General features: G+C 49.6%; 19 protein-coding genes, 1 tRNA gene and 1 pseudogene. 5 read left to right on the top strand and 16 right to left on the bottom strand.

From position 1 onward, the window contains the following. Window positions 1-66 precede the first annotated feature (66 nt). The 3 genes from OXG87_18675 to OXG87_18665 are packed head-to-tail and all read right to left on the bottom strand — an operon-like array spanning window position 67 to window position 3,701. Window positions 67-999 carry an NHL repeat-containing protein gene (locus OXG87_18675; protein ID MCY3871578.1) on the bottom strand — a complete coding sequence of 311 codons (933 nt, stop codon included), beginning with the start codon at window positions 997-999 and terminating at the stop codon, window positions 67-69. A 20-nt stretch (window positions 1,000-1,019) separates the two neighbouring features. Further along, entirely contained in the window at window positions 1,020-2,465 is a 1,446-nt protein-coding gene (locus OXG87_18670) for an arylsulfatase (GenBank protein ID MCY3871577.1), read from the bottom strand. A 9-nt stretch (window positions 2,466-2,474) separates the two neighbouring features. Continuing rightward, window positions 2,475-3,701, bottom strand: a complete 1,227-nt coding sequence (locus tag OXG87_18665) for an LL-diaminopimelate aminotransferase (GenBank protein MCY3871576.1) — start codon at window positions 3,699-3,701, stop codon at window positions 2,475-2,477. Between the two features lie 408 nt (window positions 3,702-4,109). Here OXG87_18665 and OXG87_18660 point away from each other — a divergent pair, with 408 nt between their 5' ends. After that, window positions 4,110-4,508 carry an HAD family hydrolase gene (locus tag OXG87_18660; protein ID MCY3871575.1) on the top strand — a complete coding sequence of 133 codons (399 nt, stop codon included), beginning with the start codon at window positions 4,110-4,112 and terminating at the stop codon, window positions 4,506-4,508. Window positions 4,509-4,782: 274 nt separating this feature from the next. On the opposite strand, the gene OXG87_18655 is transcribed toward OXG87_18660, so the two are convergent. From OXG87_18655 to OXG87_18595, 13 genes and pseudogenes are all read right to left on the bottom strand, one after another. Next, window positions 4,783-7,767 carry a type I restriction endonuclease subunit R gene (locus OXG87_18655; GenBank protein ID MCY3871574.1) on the bottom strand — a complete coding sequence of 995 codons (2,985 nt, stop codon included), beginning with the start codon at window positions 7,765-7,767 and terminating at the stop codon, window positions 4,783-4,785. Window positions 7,768-8,004: 237 nt separating this feature from the next. After that, on the bottom strand, window positions 8,005-8,526 hold the full coding sequence (locus OXG87_18650; GenBank protein MCY3871573.1) for a DUF4411 family protein: 522 nt from the start codon (window positions 8,524-8,526) through the stop codon (window positions 8,005-8,007). Further along, complete coding sequence (locus OXG87_18645; protein ID MCY3871572.1) at window positions 8,523-9,689, bottom strand: XRE family transcriptional regulator; 1,167 nt, start codon at window positions 9,687-9,689, stop codon at window positions 8,523-8,525. Before OXG87_18645 ends, OXG87_18650 begins: the two co-directional genes overlap by 4 nt. Before the next feature lie 645 nt (window positions 9,690-10,334). Continuing rightward, a pseudogene (locus tag OXG87_18640) lies at window positions 10,335-10,886 on the bottom strand (Appr-1-p processing protein). Window positions 10,887-10,930: 44 nt separating this feature from the next. Continuing rightward, window positions 10,931-12,289, bottom strand: a complete 1,359-nt coding sequence (locus tag OXG87_18635) for a restriction endonuclease subunit S (protein MCY3871571.1) — start codon at window positions 12,287-12,289, stop codon at window positions 10,931-10,933. Next, the gene (locus tag OXG87_18630; GenBank protein MCY3871570.1) at window positions 12,273-14,297 is read right to left on the bottom strand and encodes an ATP-binding protein; all 2,025 of its coding nucleotides are present in this window, start codon (window positions 14,295-14,297) and stop codon (window positions 12,273-12,275) included. The genes OXG87_18635 and OXG87_18630 overlap by 17 nt, the downstream gene beginning before the upstream one ends. Before the next feature lie 10 nt (window positions 14,298-14,307). Continuing rightward, window positions 14,308-15,354, bottom strand: coding sequence for a DNA cytosine methyltransferase (locus OXG87_18625; GenBank protein ID MCY3871569.1), 1,047 nt, complete (start codon window positions 15,352-15,354; stop codon window positions 14,308-14,310). Window positions 15,355-15,510: 156 nt separating this feature from the next. Continuing rightward, window positions 15,511-17,646, bottom strand: coding sequence for a class I SAM-dependent DNA methyltransferase (locus tag OXG87_18620; protein MCY3871568.1), 2,136 nt, complete (start codon window positions 17,644-17,646; stop codon window positions 15,511-15,513). A 113-nt stretch (window positions 17,647-17,759) separates the two neighbouring features. After that, a complete protein-coding gene (mdh, locus tag OXG87_18615) occupies window positions 17,760-18,686 on the bottom strand; it encodes a malate dehydrogenase (GenBank protein MCY3871567.1) in 927 nt (308 codons plus the stop codon). A 17-nt stretch (window positions 18,687-18,703) separates the two neighbouring features. Continuing rightward, a complete protein-coding gene (gene rpmA, locus OXG87_18610; protein MCY3871566.1) occupies window positions 18,704-18,955 on the bottom strand; it encodes a 50S ribosomal protein L27 in 252 nt (83 codons plus the stop codon). A gap of 17 nt (window positions 18,956-18,972) precedes the next feature. Next, window positions 18,973-19,290 carry a 50S ribosomal protein L21 gene (gene rplU / locus OXG87_18605; GenBank protein MCY3871565.1) on the bottom strand — a complete coding sequence of 106 codons (318 nt, stop codon included), beginning with the start codon at window positions 19,288-19,290 and terminating at the stop codon, window positions 18,973-18,975. Window positions 19,291-19,427: 137 nt separating this feature from the next. Next, window positions 19,428-20,969 (bottom strand): Rne/Rng family ribonuclease, encoded by a 1,542-nt coding sequence (locus OXG87_18600; protein ID MCY3871564.1) that lies wholly within the window; start codon window positions 20,967-20,969, stop codon window positions 19,428-19,430. Between the two features lie 59 nt (window positions 20,970-21,028). After that, window positions 21,029-21,748: an SDR family oxidoreductase gene (locus OXG87_18595; protein ID MCY3871563.1), complete on the bottom strand. Its 720-nt coding sequence runs from the start codon at window positions 21,746-21,748 to the stop codon at window positions 21,029-21,031. Window positions 21,749-21,933: 185 nt separating this feature from the next. Here OXG87_18595 and OXG87_18590 point away from each other — a divergent pair, with 185 nt between their 5' ends. The 4 genes from OXG87_18590 (at window position 21,934) to OXG87_18575 (ending at window position 24,497) form a co-directional block, all read left to right on the top strand. Further along, window positions 21,934-23,157: a molybdopterin molybdotransferase MoeA gene (locus OXG87_18590; GenBank protein MCY3871562.1), complete on the top strand. Its 1,224-nt coding sequence runs from the start codon at window positions 21,934-21,936 to the stop codon at window positions 23,155-23,157. 6 nt (window positions 23,158-23,163) lie between these two features. Further along, the gene (gene moaC / locus OXG87_18585) at window positions 23,164-23,637 is read left to right on the top strand and encodes a cyclic pyranopterin monophosphate synthase MoaC (GenBank protein MCY3871561.1); all 474 of its coding nucleotides are present in this window, start codon (window positions 23,164-23,166) and stop codon (window positions 23,635-23,637) included. A gap of 45 nt (window positions 23,638-23,682) precedes the next feature. Continuing rightward, a tRNA-Lys gene (locus OXG87_18580) sits at window positions 23,683-23,758 on the top strand. A gap of 130 nt (window positions 23,759-23,888) precedes the next feature. Further along, window positions 23,889-24,497 carry a leucine-rich repeat domain-containing protein gene (locus tag OXG87_18575; protein MCY3871560.1) on the top strand — a complete coding sequence of 203 codons (609 nt, stop codon included), beginning with the start codon at window positions 23,889-23,891 and terminating at the stop codon, window positions 24,495-24,497. The last annotated feature ends 1 nt before the right edge of the window (window position 24,498 follow it).

The raw sequence follows: 24,498 nt of genomic DNA, 5'->3' as shown, positions 1-24,498 counted from the left end.
TATGTAAAAAAAACAGGACATCCCGCCCCCGCGGAATATCCCGGCCTTTTCCCATTTCACACTTCCTCACTTCACCCTTGAAACCTGTAATTGCAACTTCTGAATGCGCCCATTGCCCGAATCCAGAACGAACAACCTGCCAGCGCGTCCAAGTGCGACACCTCGGGGAAACTGAAATGCCATCGCCCCCTTTCCCGGATCGGGACCGCCCAAAAATTCTGCAACACTGCCAGAATCGAGGTCAAACACCACAACGCGATGGTGGCCCGTATCCGCTACAATCAGCGTCCGCTCTGGCCCCATACACAGCGCAGAGGGCTGCAATAAAACATCTTCGCCCATCGTCTTTTGAAAATTGCCAAACCTGTCGAATACCGCGATCCGATCATTCTCGCTATCGCAAACATAAACTGCCTTGCGCCCTTCTATTGCAATCCCCAAAGGACGCCGCAAATTGCCAGCCCCATACCCAAAACCGCCAAAACTGCGATCAACGCGGCTATACGTATCGATCTGCACCAGTTGATCGGCATCGATATCGCTCACCAAAATCTCATCTGCATCCGACACGGCAATACCACTGAGCGTCCCCAGATCCACAGAACCAGCAGCATCCGTACCCCCAATCACCGCCAAAAGACGCAAATTGAGATTAAACACCTGAATGCGGCGATTCCGGCCATCGGCCACATAAATCTCCAGCCCCTTGCTCGCGGCAATACCACCCGGTTTGTTAAATTGCCCATCTTCCCAGCCCGGTCCACCTACCGCCCGCAAAAAAGTTCCCGTTGAAGACAATTTTTGGACGCGATCATTTCCCGTATCCACCACAAACACATTGCCCGACGTATCCAGAGTCAACCCCTCGGGATTGAGAAATTGCCCATCGCCACCCCCGACTTCGCCAAAAACAGCCTCAAAGCGAAACTCGACCTGCACCTCTGCCCTGGCCGTGCCAATACAAGCAAATACAATCAGGATGCAAAAAATACGTCCCATAAAATTCATCCCTCTACCGCTCAGCCCGAAACACTTCGGCCCTGTCGCTTATACTTTTCGAGCAAAGTCTTGAGTTCTTCAACGACCTCGGGATATTCTGCATAACGGTTAAATCGCTCAATCCGATCGCGTTCGAGATCAAAGAGTTCGCCCGGATGATCGTGAGGCACATACCCGCGTTCTTCCACAAACCAATCCGGTTCTTTACTATCATCCCCATTGGGTGCATCAATCAACACCCAGCGGCCCTTCCGAATGGCGAACTTTCCCCGAATGCTGTGATGCACAGTCGCCTCCCGGATGGGCGTATCAAAAGACTCATCCAAAAGCGCGGGCAATATATTATAACTATCTTCACCCATATCCTCCGACAAAGACACGCCAGTTATCGCCGCCACCGTAGCCATAAAATCGGACATACAAATCACCTCATCGCAAACCCTGTCCCCCTCAATCTGACCGGGCCACCTGGCAACAAACGGAACTCGATGCCCACCTTCCCACACATCGCGTTTCAACCCCCGCAAGCCATCCATACTGTAATGCCCGTATTCCTGGACCCGTCTATACGCAAAACTTTCCGGGCCATTATCGCTGGTAAAAATAATCAGCGTATTCTCGGCAATCCCTCTTCGATCAAGAGCCGCCATCACCTCGCCCACAGTCCAATCCACTTCACACACAAAATCTCCGTACTCACCCGCCTCGCTCATACCCTTAAACTCATCTATCGGAACAATAGGCGTATGCGGCGCAGTCAGCGGAAAATACAAAAAAAATGGTTGCTCATCCGCCGCCTCAATATATTGAACTGCGCGATGGGTCAACTCGGGCATCACCGCCTCGAGCGACCATCCCGGCGCCATTGGCCCGGGCGATCCAAACATCTCCTCGGGCTTCTCCTCAACCGGCGCATCCACTAACTGATCGTTTTCAAACCAGGTATAAGGCGGAAAATTGGGTACATCATCGCCAAAATAATAATCAAATCCACATTCTACAGGACCACCAGTAACCGGCTTACTAAAATCGATATTCCCGGCCAATTCATACCGCTGATCCCTACCCATCACCCCGTATTCCGCGCCTTCATAAGCCGCACGTCCATCCTTTGTCTCCCAGTTCCATCCCAGATGCCACTTCCCAATACAGGCCGTGCGATATCCCTGATCTCGCAGCAATGTCGCCACCGTCTTTCGCCCCGGATCAATCAAAGGCGGATCCCAGGGCCACAACACACCACCTTGCAACCGGGTGCGCCACGAATACCGCCCCGTAAGAATCGCATAGCGCGACGGCGTACAGACACTGGACGGCGCGTGGGCATCGGTAAAACGAACCCCCTGTGACGCCAACCTGTCCAGATTCGGCGTTGGAATTTTAGACTCTGGATTCTGGCACGTCATATCTCCATAGCCCATATCATCAGCCAAAATAAAAATGATGTTTGGATTGGACCGCGTCATCTCTTCACCTCAAATCTTCAAATTCGCCTGAATACTCGCCACTGCCCGCTCGACATCTTCTCGATGTCCAAACGAACTCAAACGAAAATAACCTTCGCCAGCAGGACCAAAACCCGAACCCGGCGTACCCACAACATGGGTTTCTGATAACAACTTGTCAAAAAAGTCCCACGACGACATACCATTCGGGGTCTTGAGCCACAAATAAGGCGCGTGTACACCGCCGAAAACCGTCAGCCCAATACGCCTCAGCCCCGCCCGAATAATGCGCGCATTTTCCATATAATACGCAATCATCTCCTGGCACTCTCGCTCGCCTTCTTCTGTAAACACCGACAAAGCACCCAATTGCACAATATTAGAAGCACCATTAAAAAACGTATTTTGACGCCTGCCCCACAGCGTATTCAACTTACCCGCCTCTGCATCTTCTACCACCAGATCCATCGGCACAATAGTCCACCCCAGGCGCACACCCGTAAACCCGGTATCTTTGGAAAAACTATTGATCTCAATCGCACAGGACTTTGCCCCTTCAACCTCGTAAATCGTTCGCGGCAAATCCGCATCCGAAATATACCCGGCATAAGCCGCATCGTAAATAATCACCGCCCTGTGTTCTATCGCATAATCCACAAACGCCTGAAGCTGCGCTCGCGTTGCCACGGCACCCGTAGGATTATTCGGGCTGCAAATATAGATCAAATCCACCTTTTCATCCGGCACCTCGGGCATAAAACCATTCTCTTCTGTACACGGCATATAAACCAGTCCCTCGTACTGATCGTTCACCGCCTCACCCGTCCGCCCGGCAATCACATTGCTATCGACATATACCGGATACGCCGGATCCTGCACAGCAATCACATTATCCATACCAAAAATCGACTGGATATTCGCCGAATCCGACTTGGCGCCATCGCTCACAAAAACCTCAGATGCATCGAGTTCAACCCCGTACTTTGCATAGCGCTTCGCCAGAGCCTCCCGCATCTCAGGCTCACCCTCTCCGCCATCGGCATAGCCGCGATACGTCTCCACATGCGCCATCTGATCCACCGCATCGTGCAAACCGGCAATCACGCTCCTCGTCAGCGGCTCGGTCGTATTGCCAATACCCAACCGCATCACGGACACCTCTGGATGCGCATCGAGAAAAGTCTGCGTCCGCCGCGCAATCTCGGGAAACAAATATCCCGCAGCCAATTTGTCGTAATTTGCATTAATACTCGCCATGTAATGTAAATCCTTTCACGTCATAGTTCACCGATCAACAAAATATCGCGCAAAAAAATATAGACGCAACGCCCAAAAGTCAAAGACCAAAAATACATAGACGAATAGACGAATCAACGAATAGACGAACCCCACCCATCCTCCCAAAGCATGTGCTGACATGATGTAAGTCAGTATCAGTATGTATTGCCATTTGTCTATGAACTTGCCTGAAAGACGGCCAGTTGTACACCGCTCTGTCTATTCGCGCTTTACATTGATTGCTGTGGAATCATTACATTTGTTTTTGAACATGTATTTTAGTAATTTCTAACACACACTTCTCCCTCCTTACATCTCACCCTTGCTTAAAACATGCAGGGGCAAGCTCTCTTATATCTCTCCCCTTACCATTCACCAGGAGTACGCATGGGATACACTGCTCAAGTGCGCGAATTTACAATGGCCTGTAACGACGCCCTGCCAGCGCATCCGCAAAACATGACAACAGAAGGCATCGCATTCATAAGACAAATGGTCAACGATGAAATGGACGAATTAATGGACGCGCAAACCGTCACAGAACAGGCTGACGCGCTCGTCGATGCAATTTACTACATCTGCGATTTTGCCGTACGAAACGGCATCAACCTCGACCCACTCTTCGACATCGTCCACAATGCAAACATGCAAAAAGTCGTAAACGGGAAAGTCATTCGCCGAGAAGACGGCAAAATACTCAAACCCGAAGGATGGGAAGACCCCGCCCCCAAACTCATCCGGGAAATGACCCGCCAAGCGCGTGAAGGTGGATTTGACAAAAAATAGCCCATCCATTTTCAGGACGGGCTGTTTTGTTAAGCAACCAGGAGCATACCGGTATCCGGGCTAAGCATACCTGTATCCGAGTGAAGCTTACCTGTATCCGAGCCGAACTCCCCTGTATCCGTTGCCGAGCTCCTCTATATCCGTGCCGAGCTCCCCTGTATCCGTCTCCCTCCCATCCGCGCTTAACTCCCCCCCATCCGTGTCGAGTTCCCACCTATCCGCACTGAACTTCTCACCTTTTGCTCTATATTCTCCAATACGCGGAGTCCCCAGCTTAGCGATTGGTCAGTTCAAACACGCTATTTTCCAGCCAACGCTTAAACGCTTCATTCTGGGAATACTGCTTGTAAAGTTCAGTATCGTCCGAGAGCAGAGCCATAATCGCTTTCTCCAACGCCTTATCGTGTTCAATGCGCGTATTCTGCTCATCTGAATGTTCTCGCGCATTGCGATAGGCACTATCCGAATCAACCATCTTCGGAACATCCTCGGTAATCATCCTGCGAATGCGGTCTTCATTGGTCCACGGAATATCCCCAAAAAGATCGTTGAACGACCGGAGAATATTGGAAAGCCGGTCCATTTCCGGCTCTGGCTTATGACCGCCACCACCTGTGGGCACCGGATCGATCTCGGCATCCTCATCGGACAGCAGAATTTGCATCGTCGCCTGTTTCTCCGCGCGATAGCTATCCATATCAATAGCACCCTCAATACCCAGCGACAAATCTTCAGTAACGGGCGTCGGCAACTTGGGAACGAGAAAATTCAGAAAAATGGAAAGCTGTTCCCACTCCACATTCGCGTAGGGAAGCACCTGAGACAAAAAGTTGTATGCGCGTACAAAGGCTTTGGCATTCCCCTTAAATTCAACCTGCCCATCCTCATCCAGTTCACTGCGATAGATCGCCACACACTCATCCAGAATGGGATCAAAAGCCCCACGGTCATCGCCCTTCAAATACGACGCCACTACATTGTGGACTTGCTCATCGGAATAAACCTGTCGGCCATCCAGCGTGGCCTTGAGATCGTGCAACTTGTTCGGATCGGTTTCATCCGCTAAAATAGTCGTGCGGTAGTAATCAGCAAAAGCATCCTTTATCATCTCAGCGTCATTGTAGAAATCCAGCACAAACGTATCGCGCTTATCAGGGTGGGCGCGGTTGAGACGCGAAAGAGTCTGCACGGCCTTAATACCGGAAAGCACCTTATCCACGTACATCACATGCAGCAAAGGCTCATCATAGCCCGTCTGAAACTTATCCGCGCAGACCAGAAGCCTATAGGGATCTTCCTGAATCTTATTGGCTATTTGCGATGACGGAAAACCGTTCAACGACGATTCACTCACCCTCTCACCTCCGTAATCCACCTCGCCAGAAAAAGCAACAATAGCTTTGTCCGGACTATTGCGCTCGTTCAGGTAATTGCGGATAGCGTGATAGTATTCAATCGCCATCTGAATACCACCAGTTACAACCATAGCCCGTGCCTGTCCCCCAATTTTGCGCGGTGCCAGCACCTGCTCGTGGAAGTGGTCAACCATAATCTCCGCTTTGAGGCGAATCGCATGACTGTGTGTTTCCACATAGCTGATGAGCTTCTTTCTCGCCTTTATTGTATCAAACTCCGGATCATCTTCTATCGTCTTGGCGAGATGGTAGTAGCTCTTTACCGGCGTATAATTACCCAGCACATCCAGAATGAAACCCTCCTCAATCGCCTGTTTCATCGCATAGCCGTGGAAAGACCGATGCTTTGTCGTGCCATCGGGCTGCGGCGATGGTGTGCCAAATAACTCCAGCGTCTTATTCTTCGGCGTAGCAGTAAAAGCAAAATAGCTCGCATTGGTCAACAGACGCTTTTGCTCAATAATCCGGTTAATCTTATCTTCAAACGTATCTTCATCATCCCCGTCCTCATGGTCGCCCAGAGCCTGCGCCATCGCCGAAGACGTGCGCCCGCCCTGGCTGGAATGCGCTTCGTCAATAATGATGGCAAAGCGGCTCCCCCGATGTTCTGCGCCAATCTCGTCCAGGATAAACGGAAACTTCTGCACCGTAGAGATAATAATTTTCTTTCCTTCGCCGATAAAGCGACGCAGATCGCCAGAATTTTCGGCATGCCCGACAGTCGCCCCCACTTGCGCGAACTGCCGAATCGTATCGTTAATCTGCCTATCCAGAATAATCCGGTCAGTCACAACAATAATCGAATCAAAAACCATCTCACCGCCCTTTTCCAGCCCAATGAGACGGTGTGCCAACCAGGCGATAGAATTGGACTTACCACTACCCGCCGAATGCTGAATGAGATAGCGCTGCCCCGCCCCCTTCTCCACAGCATCAGCCAGTAACTTCCGCACCACATCCAACTGGTGATAGCGCGGCCAAATTTGCGTCCGAGACCTGCGCCCGGTCTGCGCGTCAGCAGACTCCACCAGCAGAGCGTAATTCTCGATAATATCCGTCAAACTCTGCCGGGTCAGAACCTCCTGCCACAAATAATCGGTCTTAAGGCCATTGGGATTGGTCGGATTGCCAGCACCGTCATTCCAACCCTTATTAAAAGGCAGAAACCAGGACGACTTACCCTTGAGATGCGTACAGAACATCACCTCGTGTTCATCCACCGCGAAATGAGCCAAACAACGACCAATGCGGAAAAGTTCCTCCCTCGGATCACGGTCGCGTTTGTATTGCTCAACCGCATCTGCCACCGTCTGCTTAGTAAGGCTATTTTTTAACTCAAAAGTCGCCACCGGCAGGCCATTGATAAACAGCGCAAGATCCAGCGCGAGCCGCTTATTGGCATTGCTATACGACAACTGGCGCGTAACCGAAAAGCGATTCTGCTCGTAAAGCGCTGCTGCCCGACGGTTGCCCGGCGACGGCGCACCGTAAAAAAGCGCAATATCATGCGGCCCGTGCTTGACCCCATTGCGAAGCGCATCGACAATCCCACGCCTGCCAACCTCACTCTTCAACCGGGCGAGAAACCGGCGTCGCGTTGGATTATCGCTCTCCAGAGAAAGCGCCTCAGCAATCTCCGGCTGCGTCGCCACCAGAAAAGCCGTCAACTGCGCCAGATCCACGCAATACTCGCGGTCATAATCCTCGCGATCCCCATAACGCCAACCCGCGCTATAGGCAGCCGGACGCTCCCCTACATCACCCGTACCCGATTCATCCGCCCTACCAGCCAACATCTCGCAAATGCGATCTTCTAAACCGCGTTCAGTTGTATCAGTGGTCATCAGGAGGTTCCAGTCAAGTACCAGTCAAGTAAAATAACTATTGTATATTCAATAATTTACGAAAAATACGATCTCATATCTCTGCTCGTCAGTCAAGTACCAGTCAATTACCCATCAATTAACATAATTTGAGTAAAATAAATCAGTTAAGTAAAATTCACAGTTTCCCGGTTCCCTATGTGTCAATTACCCATCAATTACCCGTCAATTACCGAGCAGCAACTCAGGTCAAAGTAGTCATGGAGAACGTCTCCAGTCGAAACTGACCTTAAGCTCTCGCAACATCTCAAAAGTGTCTCGGTAATCAACACCGAACTCTCTACATACATTTGGCAGAGGAACCCTTTTCCTCACGCCTGGACTATATACCTCTTGAGTAACCACAACCGCGCTGTGAACCCTCGCGTAGGCCGCAAGCCATCCATCAGCTACGCCTGCGAACTCCTCTTTTGCTTCAAGTTGAAACTGCTCATTCCCCTGTACCCAGTCCATCATGTCCGTAAAAGCATTTACAACCTCTGGTTCCGCGGATGATACAAAAAGACTATCTGGTGCTTGATTAACCCACTCAGATAGTTGATCCTGGTTGTTAAGCATTTCGTCACGAACGCGATCAATGCTTAACACCCGCCCCTCGCTGCAATAATGCGTCAGACTATCCCAGAATCCCGGACATAGATCTTGCGCGTAATAGAGGCGATGAGCCTGTATAAAAACACTTGTATCCAGCACGAACAAGGATGGAGCCTGATTTATCACACCTGTATCTCCATCTTGTCTCGCATATTTTCAAAAGTTTCTCCCTTCAGACCGGTGAGATTGTACGCTTCGCGATAGAGCAGACGGCCTTCTTTAACTGCTCGGAAGATTGCACTACCAAATCGAGTGCCAATGCGCCATTTCTGAGTATTCCAGAAATTTCCACCACTTGCTTGACTTTGCTGACTGCTGTGCCATTCCCTGTCTGTATATTCGTCATAGAATTTGAAAAAGGCAATCGGGTCAATCAAGCCGAGATCGCGCGCTCGACGTGCGGCTACGAGAGAACTCACTTTGAATTGACGTGCAACAGGTTGATAAGGATCGCTTGTCCGCTCAGCTGTAGGCCAAAAGGCTCGCAACTCCTCTGCTGGCACTAAAAATTCCGCCGCTACTTGGTCACAAAATCTCTCTGTGGTATTAGAATCGAACTTCAGATGTTCAAAACTGGATACCCCAGTCTCTCCAACAAAAAGATGTGCGAGTTCGTGAGCGAGGGTGAACATCTGCGCTGCTTTGAAGTCGGCATTATTCACAAAGACCAACGGAGCATACTCATCTACGAGAGCAAAGCCTTGAAATTCATCCGGATCGAGTTTGCGGCTTGTATTATTTCCCACAATGCCATTGAAAACCACCAGCACACCGGCATCCTCGGCTCTACTCCGCAAATGCCCAAGGGCATCAGACCAGGTAAATACAGATGCAGCCCAATCGTCAGTAAGTTGGAGTGCATCACGCATTGCACGGGCGACTTGCAGGGGATCGCCACCTATCTCATAGTTTCCAATGAAGCTCAGCGGTCTGGCACCCTCCCCGATTAACTCGTCGCGCATCCAGGACTGACGACGCTGCATCAGATAAATAGTATCGAGGAGATTGACACTCGGCTGCAGATCATCGTCTCGGGTACGAAAATCGGGTATTGGCAAGAGATCTTTGGGCGGCTCTGTTAAGTATAGCAAGCCCAGAGCGGTATGCGTACGCTGGGCAAGTTTATCTGCCTGGGCAATACTGATCCTGCCATCGCGTTCCCACGCCAACACGCGCTCTGGCTTCACCTGCATCTTATCCGCCAGTTGCTCGGCATCAATGCGCGCCCGCTCCCGCGCCCACCGCAACACAGCAGGCTGCAATGTTATTTGCAAACGTCGGCTACTCATGGGTTACAACCTCTATCATTAACCTCTGCTACAATCGTCACATCACCCAATTCTTCCATAGCCCCTTCAAAGACCTCCACCCTCAAATTATTTCGCGCGGCCTCACTATGGTTCTTCAAGTCTGTGAGAGTATATCCAATATCGGGACGCCCTGCAATAGACATCAAACGCGCTCTGTGGTGTCGGTGATCATTTGGCTTCCATCAAACAACCATCAAGCAAATTCCAAAACAGTAAGTAATTTTATAACAATGAGTTACAAAATTACATCTACTCCATCGAGTCATTTTTCGGATTTTCTATCAAACAACCATCAAACAAATTCCAAAACAGTAAATATTTGTATAACAATAAGTTACAAAATCGAATCTGCTCTGCCGAATCATTTTTTGGATTTTCTATCAAACAACCGTCAAGCAACCGTCAAACAAAGTTAAAAGATTCAGGCTCATAGTCAATCGAGAGCTTGAAAAACAACGTGACTTTGCTAAATCCTTTAATAAACTCTCAAAATATTCTAAAATTTATTAAAGGACAAATCTTTTTAAAACAAATATTTATATATTTTCTTTTTATATAATACTCTTTTTTAGACTCGTTTTCTTTAATTTTTATTTATGAAATGTCCTTCCTGGATGCGCTGTCTCACACATCGGAATGCACAATCCAGTCCTTCTCTGACAAAACATCAAATGCAATCTTAATCTGACGCTGTGAAAACTGCTTCTTTCTCTCGCTCCAGACGTAAGTGTGATTCACTATGTCGTCAAAGTCCAATATCTCCTCCCCGCTGGCGATCCAATGCACCGTAGAGAGCAATTCCAGGCCAAACGACGACTCGAACCCTTCAATAAGCGCGGAAACTCTTTCAAAGCGCGCCTGCGTTTCAGGTGTGTTTTCGAGAAACGCATGGGCATCTTCAAGCGCGCCTGGAACCAATTCCAATTCCTTATCGGGCGCATCGCCACCATCTGCATAGCCGGACACCAGATGTCCCTCAATGGCGTTCAAAACATGCCGGAGGTTCTTAGCATAAGGCCCATACGTGGCTTTAACGAATTTCAATCTCAACGGCTCGCCTGCGACCTGCATAAAATACATGAGCTTATGCACTTCCAGCAGCGTCACGAATGGATCCAGCAAGCCGCGCACATAACAGTCCATCAGCCCTACCAGCGCGGCGCGTCCGGGCGTCATCTTGAAAACTGCGTGATTGTCCATATAACCTCTATTTCTGTTCATTAAACAGCGGACAACTCAGCCGCTGCCTCGCGCACATCTACTTTGCCTGTAACCACATCGGCAATCAACCGCGTACGGTATTCACCCAGCAACTCAATTTCTCGCCGAGCGCGGTCAATGGCAGCGTCAATATCGGCGGTGGCCTTATTGAGATAGCGGACGATGACGGTTTGTTCGGCGAGGGGTGGGAGAGGAAATTGTATTGCTTTAATTGCTGCCGTTGTAACAGACACTTGATTAATAGCTGGCTTGCAGGCCCGTTGCATACTCCCAATAAACAGTGAAGATTTTAGTAAGTATTCAAGGTAATTCGGGACAATGACCTTTAGTGGCGTAATACGTATCAAATTCATCCCATGTAGCAGAGCACGTTCACCTTTGTATCTGGCAGAATTACCAACTCTCTCATAGCTGTTGATATGGCTAATGAGAAAATCATCTGGCTGTAAATAAAAGGATTTGATAACTGAAGATTCATTCAAGTAGCCCACTTTTGAATAAGTAATCTGACCTGTAGATATAGTTTCGATTCTTGAAACGGGGAAATCGGAGATACCTGTCGCCAACTGTTCAGCAGTAGTTCCATTCGTAAAGTTCTTCCCTATAGTTTTAAATCGCCTCACCTCCCAATGCGCTGGCACATCGCCCAGCCACTCCACACCCGATGGCTTGAGACGCACATCGGGATCAAGGCCGCGCGTGACTGCGTGGTGGATGACCGCCTGCCGATATTCCTCCAACAGTTCGATGAGCCGCTCTCTGCTGCTGATGTAGTGGCAGATGCGCTCGTCAGTATGATCAAGATAGCGGACGATAGCGGTTTGTTCGGAGAGGGGTGGGAGAGGAAGGGGATAGTTTGCCACAAATGCCTGTGGTACTCGTTGTTGACCTGCTGCTCCGGTCATCTCCTCAGCACCAGAATGCCGAAATTCTGCAAGGGCGGTAAGTCGATACAGAAATTGTGGTAAAACTGAGGGGCTCGATCTTAAAACGTGAAATTCAGTTGATCCAAAACCGATTACCGTAGATAAGGAATCAAGACACGCACCCTTGCCATTCTCAAAGCAAGGGGTGATTTTGGCAACGAGAACATCATCTCGTCTAAAATAAGTAAAGCCATTCCAAACACTGGAGGCAGACACCATCTTTTCATCTATTTTTCCGTCCGCCCCCACTCGTTCCATAGGTAGAAATATTACTGGCATGTCTGCCGTCAGAAATGCCTGCGATTCGGTCTTACTTGGATTCAATGATGCGACGCGCTTCAACCGCCGCACTTCCCAATGCGTTGGCACATCACCGAGCCACTCCACACAGGAGGATTTGTAGTGGGGATAGGATTTAAGGTTCGCGATCATTTGATTCTGCTTTGTATGACCGGATGTTATCAAGCAGAGTACGCAGTTCTGTTACTGACTCGGATGCCTGAATAAACTTCGAGTATGCTGAGTTAGCATTGTTAATTAGTTCGGTATAAGTGAGAACTCTAATACGATAAAGTTTCAATGAATCTTCGTCGGTTCTTCGGGTTTCACGATCCTCCCATCCCTGAGGCAGTCTGTCTACAATGCAAAATGATTCAATAAGGAGATGGCTCTCATTAGGGTCCTTTTTCAATTCGTTGCCAACGGCAGCAATGTACTTACGGATCTGAGACTCGATTTCTGTCTTTTCCAAAAGTCTCTCAGGCCTTTTTAGTTCGATAATCACATGTGCGCCGGAAACCCTACGGTATCTGATATCTGTTCTTACAAACTTATTTTTTTGGGTGACTCCATCCACGACTCTTTGAAGAGTTTGTTCCATGTGTTTATACTCGGTTGCGCGTTCCCAGGCAGGATCAAGAAGCCATAAGTGATCAAATATGTAATCCCGTAACAACGCTTCAATAACATTTTTGTCAACCTGCTCTCGTAATTTGCGGATTATACTGAGTCGTTCTTGAACTATCTCGTGATAACGAGCTGCTTCTATAGCATCAACATCAGACAAATAACTAAGAAATTCGTCTAAGTTGGACGCATCAATGGTTTCCAATTTCTCCAGGGCATAGTTCATCTTTAGTGACTCAAAAAGTAATACTCCATCAGCGTAGAAATTCTGTTTATGTGCCTCATCTACTCCTGCTTGATCGATAGCAGCAAAAATTTTCTTTGCTGGTTCTTGCAAGTGAGGCGGCCGTAATTCATCATACCACTCTTTGATATAGGGGTTGTACGTAATCGCCTGTTCTAATCCTTTCTTTTCTTTAAGTTTATCCGTTTCTGTCCGTATGTGCTTAATTTCATTATCAATGAACTTCTTAGTTGCAATATAGCGCGGGTCATCTTCAACAAGTCTTTGGCGACTGGAAGTGGCAATGTCCTCTTTTCTGTCTTCATCAAGAAAATCAGCGTAAATTTCTCCGTAGATGAATTTGCTTATCATTGATCCCATTCGGAGTTCATTCAAAATATCTTCCTGTGCCACTTTACCTCGTACAACAATCGTGATTTTGTTAAGGTTATCTTCCTGCCCTTGTCCGTCATCCAAATCGTTAGAGTGACGTGCGATGGCGATCCAGCCGCTAATTTTGTGTACCCCTTCTTCGGTGGCATTGCCCTTCGAATCGAAACGACAGGGGCGTTCAAAGCTCATCTTGTCGCCCGTGTCGTTATCCGTGTCTAAATTTTGGCAATATTGAGCATAGTCATAGGCGCCATATTGAAAAATAAAACGAGCTTTGTGAAAATAATCTCGGTCAGAAAAGTTTACCTCTTCGCCATTCACGAAGATACGAAAATCCCACTGCTCACCGATAATTCCAAATCTACGGGCAATTCTCTTTCTAAGCCCATTGATTGAAGCCTGTGTCAATCGCAGCTTCTTCAGTTCCGTAATTTTTATGATCGTCCCCTGTTTCTCAATGTCAACGTCAAACTTCACTTGTTCAGGTTCGTATTCACCTGGCGATGACGGGTCTTCATTCTGTATAGCCTTTTTAATCTCGTCTGAATCCATTAAAAAGGATTCGTTCTCACCTCCTTTTTTGAGGCTATAGACAAAGATTTTTTTCGCAATGGAAAACAAAGACAACTTCCCAATACCTTTTCTACCCATCGGTTTTCTACCACCAGGCGTGTGATAATCGGACGTATCCCCCCTCTTTTGATACCCAACATGCAGATACTTATCGTTGATGTCATCCACGTCCATTCCGTGACCATTATCGGTAACGGTAATCGTTTTCTGTGCAATATTGAAATCAACTTTTACTTCAGTAGCATCGGCATCCCAAGCGTTGGCAATTACTTCGGCAAGCACCGCTGGCGTATTGCTATACAGGTTCAATCCCAAGTGGTTAAGCACATTCAAACTGATACTCATTCTATATCTGCTATTGGACATTTGCTGCCTCTATAAGTGATTTGCCAATGGCTTCAGCCAGTTTGACCGGCACAGCATTGCCAATGTACCGCGCCGTTTTGGTTATGATAACGGGGTGTCCGAACTCTGCGAATTTGTAATCGGGTGGGAAAGTTTGTAACAATGCAGCTTCACGAACTGATATAGCCCGGTCCTGTTCAGGATGCCCGAATCGTCCAGTGCTGTAATAACAGAATTGTGTAGTGATGGTTGGCCCGGGCGCATCCCAACGCATTCTGCCATAGGACGATGAATAATATGCCTTACGATGGCAATCGTTGATAATATCCTCGTCCCAATCCTGCCATGTTCCTCCTGGTTTTGATTGACTAATTCGTAATTTGTTTTTCTCGGACAATGCCATCGAAATATGAGCAGGGTCATCGGGACAGGCTTCTCCGGCTTTAATCGCAGGCAAGTGTTGGATGAAGTCGGCAACAGTCTTTTTGTCTCCCATTGGGCAAGGCAAAGAAATTTCACCCAGCCTGGACGCTAATAGAACAAGGCGTTTTCTATTTTGTGGAACACCGTAATCCGCGCATGACAAAACATCATAGTCCAACTCGTAACCCAAGTCGTTGAGCATTACAAGAAATTCGTCAAATGCTTCGTGTTTGGCGAGCCCAGGAACATTTTCCATAGTGACTAAGTCGGGCAAGCCCTCTCTAATAAGACGAGCAAATTCCCCGACCAAAGAACAATCATCCGTTCGAAAATTTTGCGTCTTTCTATTTTGATTATGCGCTGAAAAAGGCTGGCAAGGCGCACAACCGGCCATCACCACAATATTCGCGTCCTTGTAATGTGGAGCAATATCGCTGAATTGAATGTCACGAATATCGGTGGTGAAAAATTTTGATTGAGGATTATTTGCCTCATATGCGTATTGGCACGACTGGTCAATATCAAAACCTGCCTTGACGCTAATACCAGACAAATCGAGACCTTTTGTCAATCCACCAATACCGCAAAAAAGATCCACTGCGTGAATTTTCTTTGAGTTATTTTTTAGTGGCATTTTATCTCCTCATCCTTCTTTTAGCTGTCAAACACTTAATTTATTTTACAGTGTAATCAGAGCGATTTCACTATGTATTTAGTATAGTCAACTTTACCCGCACATTCAAGTCCATCCCTGCCTGTTTTAAGAAGGGAATTGCATTCGGTAAGATGTTTACTCCCCAATAATCTCTGCCAGTACCCCCTCACTCTCTCGCTCCAACGCCATTATATCAGCGCGAATCTCTTCTCTTGACCGCATAGGTTGTGGCTTGTAGAAGTGGCGGGTAAAGCTGATCTCATAGCCAATCTTGACACTCGTCAGGACATACCATGCATCTGGAGCATAAGGTAACACCTCGCGGCGCAAGAAACCCTCAATACCGCCCTCGTCGAGCAAGGGGACCTGTTCGGTATCTCGCAACTCGCTGTCTGGCTCATATTCAACGATAACGCACTGGTCATTCACAGTCGTCTCTACCAGACCGCGAATCGGATTTGGCTCCCTATTGCCCAATTTGTGGACCCTCTTAATCACTGGCTCGGCGGCTTCGTCCCGGAATGCCAGCGACGTTTGCAACAGCTTTTTCCGCTTGGCGATCAGCTTAACGCCCTGCTCAGAAGCCTCTGCGGCAACCGCATCCATGAAACTGTTGAAATCGAGATGGGGACCGTTGCCCAAAGTCTCCGCCACCAGATCAACCACATCGGCGAGCGGCTCTTCCTTTGCTTCTCGGCAAGCATCCCGAAATCGCGTCCGTTGCTCTGGCGACAAATCAACAGCGAGCCGCAGTGGTCGTTCAACCGTCACCTTATAGTAGCCAAATGCCTTATTGGGAAAAATCTTCGACTGTTCCGTCTCCTCAAACGCGAGAAAAGCATCGCAAATGCGGCGGATGTCGTCATTGGACAACTCGCAGTTCTTGGCGCCCAGATTCTTACGCAAAGGACTGTACCACTCGGTCGCGTCGATAAGTTGCACCTTGCCGCGCCGATGCGCTGGCTTGCGATTGGTCAACACCCAGATGTACGTGGCAATACCCGTATTGTAGAACATATTGAGCGGCAGCGCGACAATCGCCTCCAGATAGTCATTCTCGATAATCCAACGGCGGATATTGCTCTCCCCCTGCCCGGCATCACCAGTGAACAAGGAACTTCCATTATGAACCTCGGCAATGCGGCTGCCCAGCGTGGTATCGCGCTTCATCTTCGAAAGCAGATTGGCGAGGAACAGCATCTGCCCATCGCTGGAGCGGGTGAGCAGGGAATATTCCGCGTCGCCGTTGTGAGCGATAAGAAATCGCGGATCAGATAAGCCGCTCTTGCCCCCCATACGCGCCAGATCATTCTTCCAACTCTTGCCATAAGGCGGATTGCTGAGCATAAAATCAAACTTGTGGGAAGGGAAAGCATCATTGGAAAGCGTCGAATATTCCGGACCTCCGACAATATTATCCGCTGCGCTGCCTTCGCCCTTCAGCAAAAGATCCGCCTTGCAAATGGCATAGGTCTCAGCATTGATCTCCTGTCCATAAAGATGCGTGGAAACCTGCTTACCGCGCTCCTGGGCGAGATCTCGAAGCGTCTCCTCTGCGACAGTCAGCATACCACCCGTACCGCAAGCACCATCGTAGAGCAGATAAGTACTCGACTCAATCTCGTCAGCCACCGGAAGAAAAATGAGATTTGCCATCAGCTTAACCGCATCGCGTGGTGTCCAGTGTTCGCCAGCCTCTTCGTTATTCTCCTCATTAAACCGCCGCACCAGCTCCTCGAAAATCGTACCCATCGCGTGATTATCCAGACCGGAAAACCGCACAGAGCCATCGCCATTCTCCACCGGATAGGGACTCAGATTGATATCCGGCGACAGAAATTTCTCAATCAGCGCGCCGAGAGCATCGGCATCGGACAAACGCGGAATCTGATTGCGAAACTCGAAATTCTTCAAAATATCCTGCACATTGGACGAAAATCCGTCCAGATATGCCTCAAAGTCAGCCCGAAGTTGCTGCCTGTTGGCGCGAGAGCGAAGATCGCGCAAAGTAAATGGAGATGCGTTGTAAAAAGCGTGCCCGGCAGCCTGCTTCAAAGCGGCCTCCTGCTCAATAACGCCATCCTCGTCCAGTCTGGTTCGCATAGTGAGAACAGCCTGCTTGGTCGGCTCAAGCGCCGCATCCAGCCTCCGAATCACCGTCATCGGCAGGATAATATCGCGGTACTTGCCCCGCACGTACAGATCTCGCAACACATCGTCGGCAATGCCCCAGATAAAGTTGGGAATGCGATTGACTTGGCTATCTTGCATTTGATCGTCCTCTCATTTTTTGCACATAAGATAAAAGCCCGTCCAACTACCCTTCTATTGGGGAGATTGAACGGGCTGATTGTGAAACCGCTTTTATTTTATTCTGTCAACTCTCACAACTCGAGTTTCGCAATATTTTCTCGCACCTCGTCGGCGGATTTTTGCAGGGCTGCGGTCTCTTCTGGTGTCAGACCAATTTCGATAATGCTCTCAACGCCCTGGGCGCCGAGCTTTATGGGCACACCCACAAAAAGATCGTGGATACCGTATTGCCCGGTCAGATACGCTGCACAGGGCAAAATGCGTTTCTTATCGCGCACAATCGCCGCAGTCATCTCGGCAACCGCTGAAGCCGGTGCGTAATACGCACTCCCTGTTTTCAAATGCCCCACAATCTCTGCACCGCCATCCCGCGTCCTCTGCACAATCGCCTCAATAGTATCACCATCGAGCAATTCGGTCAAAGGAATCCCCGCAACAGAAGAATAGCGAGGCAGAGGAACCATAGAATCGCCGTGACCGCCGAGCACAAACGCCGTCACATCTTCGACGGAAACATCAAGTGCCTCGGCAATAAAAAACCGAAACCGCGCAGAATCGAGAATACCGGCCATCCCGACCACGCGATGTGGTGGAAAGCCGGTTTTTTGCAACGCCACATACGTCATCACATCCAGCGGATTCGAAACCACCATAACAATGGCATTGGGCGCGACATCCCGCACATTCTCGGACACCGTCCCGACAATATCGGCATTCGTCGCCTGCAAATCATCGCGGCTCATACCGGGCTTGCGCGCAAGCCCAGCGGTAATCACCACGAGGTCACATCCTGCAAGCGCGCTGGGGTCATTGGTGCCAATCAGATGGGTATCAAAACGCTCGACAGGTGCAGACTCCGCCATATCGAGACCCTTGCCCTGCGGAATACCCTCTGCCACATCGAGAAGCACAACCTCGCGGGCCAATTCTCTCTCGGCAATGCGCTGTGCAGAAGTCGCCCCCACATTGCCAGCACCAACAATCCCAATTTTGTTCACCTCACGCCTCTCGCCTCTTACGCGTAAACACTCACCTTCTTGCGCTTCTTACCGAGATGCTCAAATTTGACGCGCCCGTCGATGACCGAATACAGCGTATCGTCTTTACCCTTCTTAACATTATTGCCCGGGTGAATTTTTGTGCCGCGCTGGCGCATAATAATCGTCCCTGCAGAGACAACCTGACCACCAGGGGATTTCACACCCAGGCGTCTTCCCGCGCTATCTCTGCCATTTCTCGAACTGCCAACACCTTTTTTGTGTGCCATGAAAAGCCTCCTCGATTTTAGCTTTCCGCTACAATTTTTTCAACCTGAAGATCGGTATAAGATTGCCGATGCCCTCTCTTGCGCCGGTAATTTTTGCGGCGCTTCATCTTAAAAACCGTGACTTTATCTGCAAGACTATGCCCTTTAACACTCACTTCGACGGCAGCCCCTTCAACTTGAGGCGTACCCACTTTGATTTCATCGCTGCCACCTAAGAGCAACACATCGGGCAAAGTGAGTGAATCCCCCGCCTCGGCATCGAGCCGGGCCACGCGGATATGATCGCCCTCTTGCACCTTGTATTGGCTGCCAGCAATATCGACCACTGCATACATACTAAACCTCCAGAAATTGTTCCAGTCCCCAACCTCCAGTCCCCAGCCCCCACTTTTTATTTTCAAACAGACTTCCCGACCCGGCGTGGATCGGGAAATCCAAAGAGGGCTAAATCTATCCGAAGTCGTACTTTATGTCAAGTTTGAACTTCATTTGTCACATCAATCTTCCGCTTTCTGGAAAAAATGCGATAATCTTCCTCACTCAAATCCGGAGCCGACTCGACATCGAGCCAAACCCGGGTGGATTTGCGAATGGCTTTGAGGCGTTCCCTGCGATTTTCGAGCAAATAGAACCCGAGCGTGGGATGAACCTGCACAGTGAGCCGTCTTTCGAGCGCAGCTGCGCGAGAGCGTTTGAGCCAGCGTTCGATACGCGACAACACGGTCTCCTGACTCGGAATATGCCCGGTACCATGGCATTGCGGACAGGGCGTAGAATAAGTGGACATCAAACTGGGACGCACCCGCTGGCGGGTCATCTCCATCAGCCCAAACGCTGTAATCCGTGAATACCGGATTTTGGACCGGTCGCGGCGAATAGCCTGACGCATTTCATCTTCCACGCGCTTGCGATCTCGCGCATGGTCCATATCGATAAAATCGACAACCACCAGTCCGCCCATATCGCGCAAACGGAGTTGTCGGGCAACTTCTCGGGCAGCCTCCAAATTGGTCTTCAACACGGTCTCATCTTGCCTGGCGCGTCCTTTACCCACGCTGCGCCCACTGTTGACATCAATGGCAACCAGCGCTTCGGTCGGATCAATAACCAGATAACCACCGCCTTTGAACCAGACCCTTCGTTCGGAGAGTTTTTCAATTTCAGCCTCAATGCCAAAAGCGTCGAAAATCGGTCGCGTATCGCCGTAGTATTCCACGGTTCGGCGCAACTCGGGCGAAACCCCTTTGAGATATGCCTGAATTTGCTTGTATTCGCGCTTCGAATCGACGACAAGGCGGTGAACATCCTCCGTAAACAAATCGCGGATAAGGCCAGACGTCATACCCACTTCCTTGTGAAGCAACTGGGGCCCGCTACTCTTCTTTCCCTGTTTTTGAAGCCGTTTCCAGGTGGTCAAAAGCTGCTTGAGGTCGCGCCCGAGTTCCCGATCGCCTTTGCCATTGGCTTCGGTACGCACAATAAGGCCAAAGCCCTCGGGCTTGATATTGCCCGCGAGATCTCGAAGGCGCCGTTTTTCACGCCAATTGGTAATCTTGCGCGACACGCCGACTTTATCGCCATCGGGCACAAGCACCATAAACCGACCGGCAAGCGATGGCACAGCAGAAATGCGCGGTCCTTTTGTGTTAATAGACTCTTTTTTAATCTGTACAATGACCTCCTGGCCCCTGGACACAAGCTCATCAATACTGAACTTGCTCTGACCATTGCTCTGATCCCGAATGTCTTCGAGGACTTCCGAGTCGAGCTCGACCATTGAGCCGGGCGAGCCAGGCATATCTGAGACGTGTAAAAAGGCTGCTTTTTCCTGCCCAATATCGACAAAGGCGGCCTGCAAGCCGGGCAAAACCGCCGTGACAACACCCTGATAAATATCGCCAACCATGCGTTCTCTTTCAGCGCGCTCAACGAGAATTTCCGCGAGTTTCCCATCTTCGAGAATGGCAATTCGCGACTCGTGTGAAGCGACATTAATGATAATTTCGGTTTTCATTTTATCTTCCTTACTGATATGAACTGGCCTGAGATACGGCCAGTTGTACAACGCTCCTTCTATCTCCCAACCACGCGGCGTGGAAAAATGGTAATTTCTTCGACAATGACGCGGTCTGGCATCTGAGCGACCATAAGTGCGGCTGCGGCAATGTCTTCGGGCAAAAGAGCGGCCGCGCGTTTTTCATCTGAAACGGGATTGGGGCGGTGGTCTAAGATAGGTGTATCGACTTCTCCGGGATAAATACAGCAGGCGCGAATACCCGCCTCTCGAAACTCGACATTAATCGATTGATTCAGCGCGGCCATGCCAAATTTGGACGCGCAATAAGCCACACCACTGATCATACCCGCTCTTTTGCCAGCCATAGATGAGACATTGATAACCAGACCGTCATTTTGCGCTTTCATTTGTGGCAAAACAGCGCGAAACGCATTAAAAGCACCCGTGAGATTGATCTCCATAACGCGGTCCCAGTCTTCATCCGCAATATCGGTCAAGTGGCGTTTTTTGGTATTGATGCCCGCGTTGTTCACTAAAATATCGATGCAACCAAATGCCGCGACCGTTTGGTCGGCAAGCAATTGAACCGCCTGGCGGTCGGCAACATCGGCAGCGCAAATCTCGATATTGGCAGAGCCGCATTGCCGGGCTATCTCTTCAAGGGGTTCTATACGCCGACCCACGAGTGCGAGATTATAGCCCGCTTCGGCAAATGCAATGGCAATGCCCGCACCAATTCCGGTACCTGCGCCAGTAATAATTGCTGTCTTGGACATATTGCTCCTCATAGTTAAAATACACTCTATCGCGATTTTTCCCGTCAAAAATATTGTCATTTTGAACACAGTATGTTAAACAAATATCGACATACTCTATGAAAAAAACAAAAAAAAAATCTCAAATACTTCGAACGAGTTTGCGTATATTATGCGCGATTGGGAAAATAGACAAGGAGTAAAATATGATTGAAATGGACGACGCCATCCGCATTGTAATGGAAAATACCCGGCCAATTGACAAAATCCGCGTGGGATTGGACGACGTGCTCGGGCGCGTTTTATCCGAAGATGTGCGCTCAGATATCGATATGCCCCCCTTTGACAAAGCCCTCATGGATGGTTATGCCCTTCAGGGAGCAGATATCGCATCCGCATCCAGTAATACACCGGTCATACTCGATGTAATCGAAGAGATCCCAGCGGGCACAGTCCCGCAAAAGCGCGTAGAATGTGGGCAAGCCTCTCAAATTATGACAGGCGCACCCGTACCCGATGGCGCAGACACGGTAATTATGGTCGAAGACACAGAACCACACGCAGATGCCAAAAAGGTGCGCGTGCTCGACACCACGGAAACAGGCAGAAATATCGCCCGCCTCGGCGAAGATGTGCGCGTCAATCAGGTCGTATTACAGGCCAACACGGTCATACGCCCCCCCGAAGTTGGCATTCTCGCCGCTGTGGGACATATCCATATCGAGGTCTATCGCCAACCAGTAGTCGGCATCGTGGCAACCGGCAGCGAAGTGGTGGAACCACACCACAAACCCAAACCCGGTCAAATTCGAAATAGCAATGGGTACTCGATGGTCGCTCAAGTCTTGCGCTCGGGGGCGCAGGCGCGTTATCTCGGCATAGTAGAAGACGACATCCATGCCTTGATACAAACCATCGGCGAGGGTCTGGAGACCTGTGATATCGTCGCCCTATCGGGTGGTGTCTCCGCCGGCGAATACGATCTGGTGCAAGACGGCATGCGAGATCTGGGTGTCGAAGTACTATTTGACCGCATCCGCATGAAACCCGGCAAACCCCTGACATTTGGCGTAAAAGGTCCGCGACAGGTCTTTGGCTTACCCGGCAATCCAGTATCTTCTGTAGTCGGCCTGGAATTGCTCATGCGCCCTGCAATCAGAAAAATGCAGTGCATGACAGATGTACACCTCCCCACCGTCCGCACAGTGCTCAGTGCCGACTTTCGACAAACGCCCGGGCGAAAGCAATTTGTACCCGCGCACAGTGTTCCGAGCAAAAACGGCATATGGGAAAGCTCCTGGGTCGGGCACCACGGCTCGGCGGACCTGTTTTCAATGGCCCGCGCAAACAGCTTATTCGTGGTCAACGCCGAAGATGCCCATGTGCGTGCGGGAACTGAATTAGACCTCATTTTATTAAATAGCTGGTAAAAGATCATGGCAAAATTGACACATATTGACGAACAGGGATCCGTAAAGATGGTGGATGTCACAGATAAAGATGTGACAGACCGCGAGGCGATCGCATCGGGCAAAATTGAAATGCGGCCCGAAACCCTGCAACTCATCACCGGGGGAAACATACCCAAAGGCAATGTGCTGGAAACCGCACGCATTGCGGGCATCATGGCTGCCAAGCGCACCTCTGACCTCATCCCAATGTGTCACCCGCTGGGCATTACGGGCGTCGAACTCAACTTTGAGACCGAAAACGCGAGCATTATAGTGCGTGCAACCGTGCGCGTACCCGACCGCACAGGTGTCGAAATGGAAGCGCTCACCGCGGTCAGTGTCGCCCTATTGACCATTTACGACATGTGCAAAGCAGTAGATCGCAACATGGTCATCGGAGAAATCTGTCTCTTACAAAAAAGTGGCGGACGCAGCGGAACTTATGTTCGCAAGGCTTGACATCACACAAAGGCTTCTTTACATTTCCAATCGTACATAAAAAACGCGCCTATAGCTCAACTGGCAGAGCAACTGACTCTTAATCAGTAGGTTCGGGGTTCGATTCCCTGTGGGCGCACCATAATCTAACAGGCACTTACGTACATTCTAGCAAGTGCCTGTTTTTTTATATATTGACATAAAAGAGAAAACAACCTCATAATAGGTCACCGATTTCGTTCTTTCGGTAGCCTTTTTTTGAGGATGGCATAATGCGACCATTTCCCATTTACATTATGCTGGTATTTCTCCTTTTCAGTTGTGGGAAGAACAGCACGGGACCAGAACAGTCACTGGCGGCAGACCGCGATGTACTGGTAGCCCTGTACAACGCAACCAACGGAGCAAACTGGACGAACAAAACAAATTGGCTGAGCGATAGTGATCTTTCGACCTGGCATGGCATCACGGTTTCTAATGAACGGGTCATAGCCCTGGACCTCGCCAACAATAATCTAACGGGCGAACTTCCCGGGGCATTGGGCAAATTGTCCGACCTCAAAACATTAAATCTTTCCAACAATCAGTTGCATGGCCCAATCCCCTCCGAATTGGGCAATCTGTCCAACCTCACGGACCTGTATCTTTCCAGAAATGCATTGAGCGGATCAATCCCCTCTGAATTGAGCAATCTGTCCAACCTCACGGGACTGTATCTCGACCAGAATGGCCTGACGGGTCCACTTCCCCAAAGCCTGACAAACCTGACGAATCTAAAGGAATTCATCTTTCAAGACACGGAGCTATGCGCGCCGCTCAATGCTGCCTTTCAGACATGGCTTCAAGGCATACCCTTTTTTCTTGGTACCAACTGCCAGTAGA

This window comes from Gemmatimonadota bacterium (genome assembly GCA_026706845.1).
Lineage (GTDB): Bacteria > Latescibacterota > UBA2968 > UBA2968 > UBA2968 > VXRD01.
This window is presented reverse-complemented; position numbering and strand designations above follow the sequence as displayed.

Bases quoted from the DNA above. Each gene is read 5' to 3' on its own strand.
- OXG87_18675 (MCY3871578.1), bottom strand. From the start codon at position 999: ATGGGACGTATTTTTTGCATCCTGATTGTATTTGCTTGTATTGGCACG.
- OXG87_18670 (MCY3871577.1), bottom strand. From the start codon at position 2,465: ATGACGCGGTCCAATCCAAACATCATTTTTATTTTGGCTGATGATATG.
- OXG87_18665 (MCY3871576.1), bottom strand. From the start codon at position 3,701: ATGGCGAGTATTAATGCAAATTACGACAAATTGGCTGCGGGATATTTG.
- OXG87_18660 (MCY3871575.1), top strand. From the start codon at position 4,110: ATGGGATACACTGCTCAAGTGCGCGAATTTACAATGGCCTGTAACGAC.
- OXG87_18655 (MCY3871574.1), bottom strand. From the start codon at position 7,767: ATGACCACTGATACAACTGAACGCGGTTTAGAAGATCGCATTTGCGAG.
- OXG87_18645 (MCY3871572.1), bottom strand. From the start codon at position 9,689: ATGAGTAGCCGACGTTTGCAAATAACATTGCAGCCTGCTGTGTTGCGG.
- OXG87_18635 (MCY3871571.1), bottom strand. From the start codon at position 12,289: ATGATCGCGAACCTTAAATCCTATCCCCACTACAAATCCTCCTGTGTG.
- OXG87_18630 (MCY3871570.1), bottom strand. From the start codon at position 14,297: ATGAGTATCAGTTTGAATGTGCTTAACCACTTGGGATTGAACCTGTAT.
- OXG87_18625 (MCY3871569.1), bottom strand. From the start codon at position 15,354: ATGCCACTAAAAAATAACTCAAAGAAAATTCACGCAGTGGATCTTTTT.
- OXG87_18620 (MCY3871568.1), bottom strand. From the start codon at position 17,646: ATGCAAGATAGCCAAGTCAATCGCATTCCCAACTTTATCTGGGGCATT.
- rpmA (MCY3871566.1), bottom strand. From the start codon at position 18,955: ATGGCACACAAAAAAGGTGTTGGCAGTTCGAGAAATGGCAGAGATAGC.
- rplU (MCY3871565.1), bottom strand. From the start codon at position 19,290: ATGTATGCAGTGGTCGATATTGCTGGCAGCCAATACAAGGTGCAAGAG.
- OXG87_18600 (MCY3871564.1), bottom strand. From the start codon at position 20,969: ATGAAAACCGAAATTATCATTAATGTCGCTTCACACGAGTCGCGAATT.
- OXG87_18595 (MCY3871563.1), bottom strand. From the start codon at position 21,748: ATGTCCAAGACAGCAATTATTACTGGCGCAGGTACCGGAATTGGTGCG.
- OXG87_18590 (MCY3871562.1), top strand. From the start codon at position 21,934: ATGATTGAAATGGACGACGCCATCCGCATTGTAATGGAAAATACCCGG.
- moaC (MCY3871561.1), top strand. From the start codon at position 23,164: ATGGCAAAATTGACACATATTGACGAACAGGGATCCGTAAAGATGGTG.
- OXG87_18575 (MCY3871560.1), top strand. From the start codon at position 23,889: ATGCGACCATTTCCCATTTACATTATGCTGGTATTTCTCCTTTTCAGT.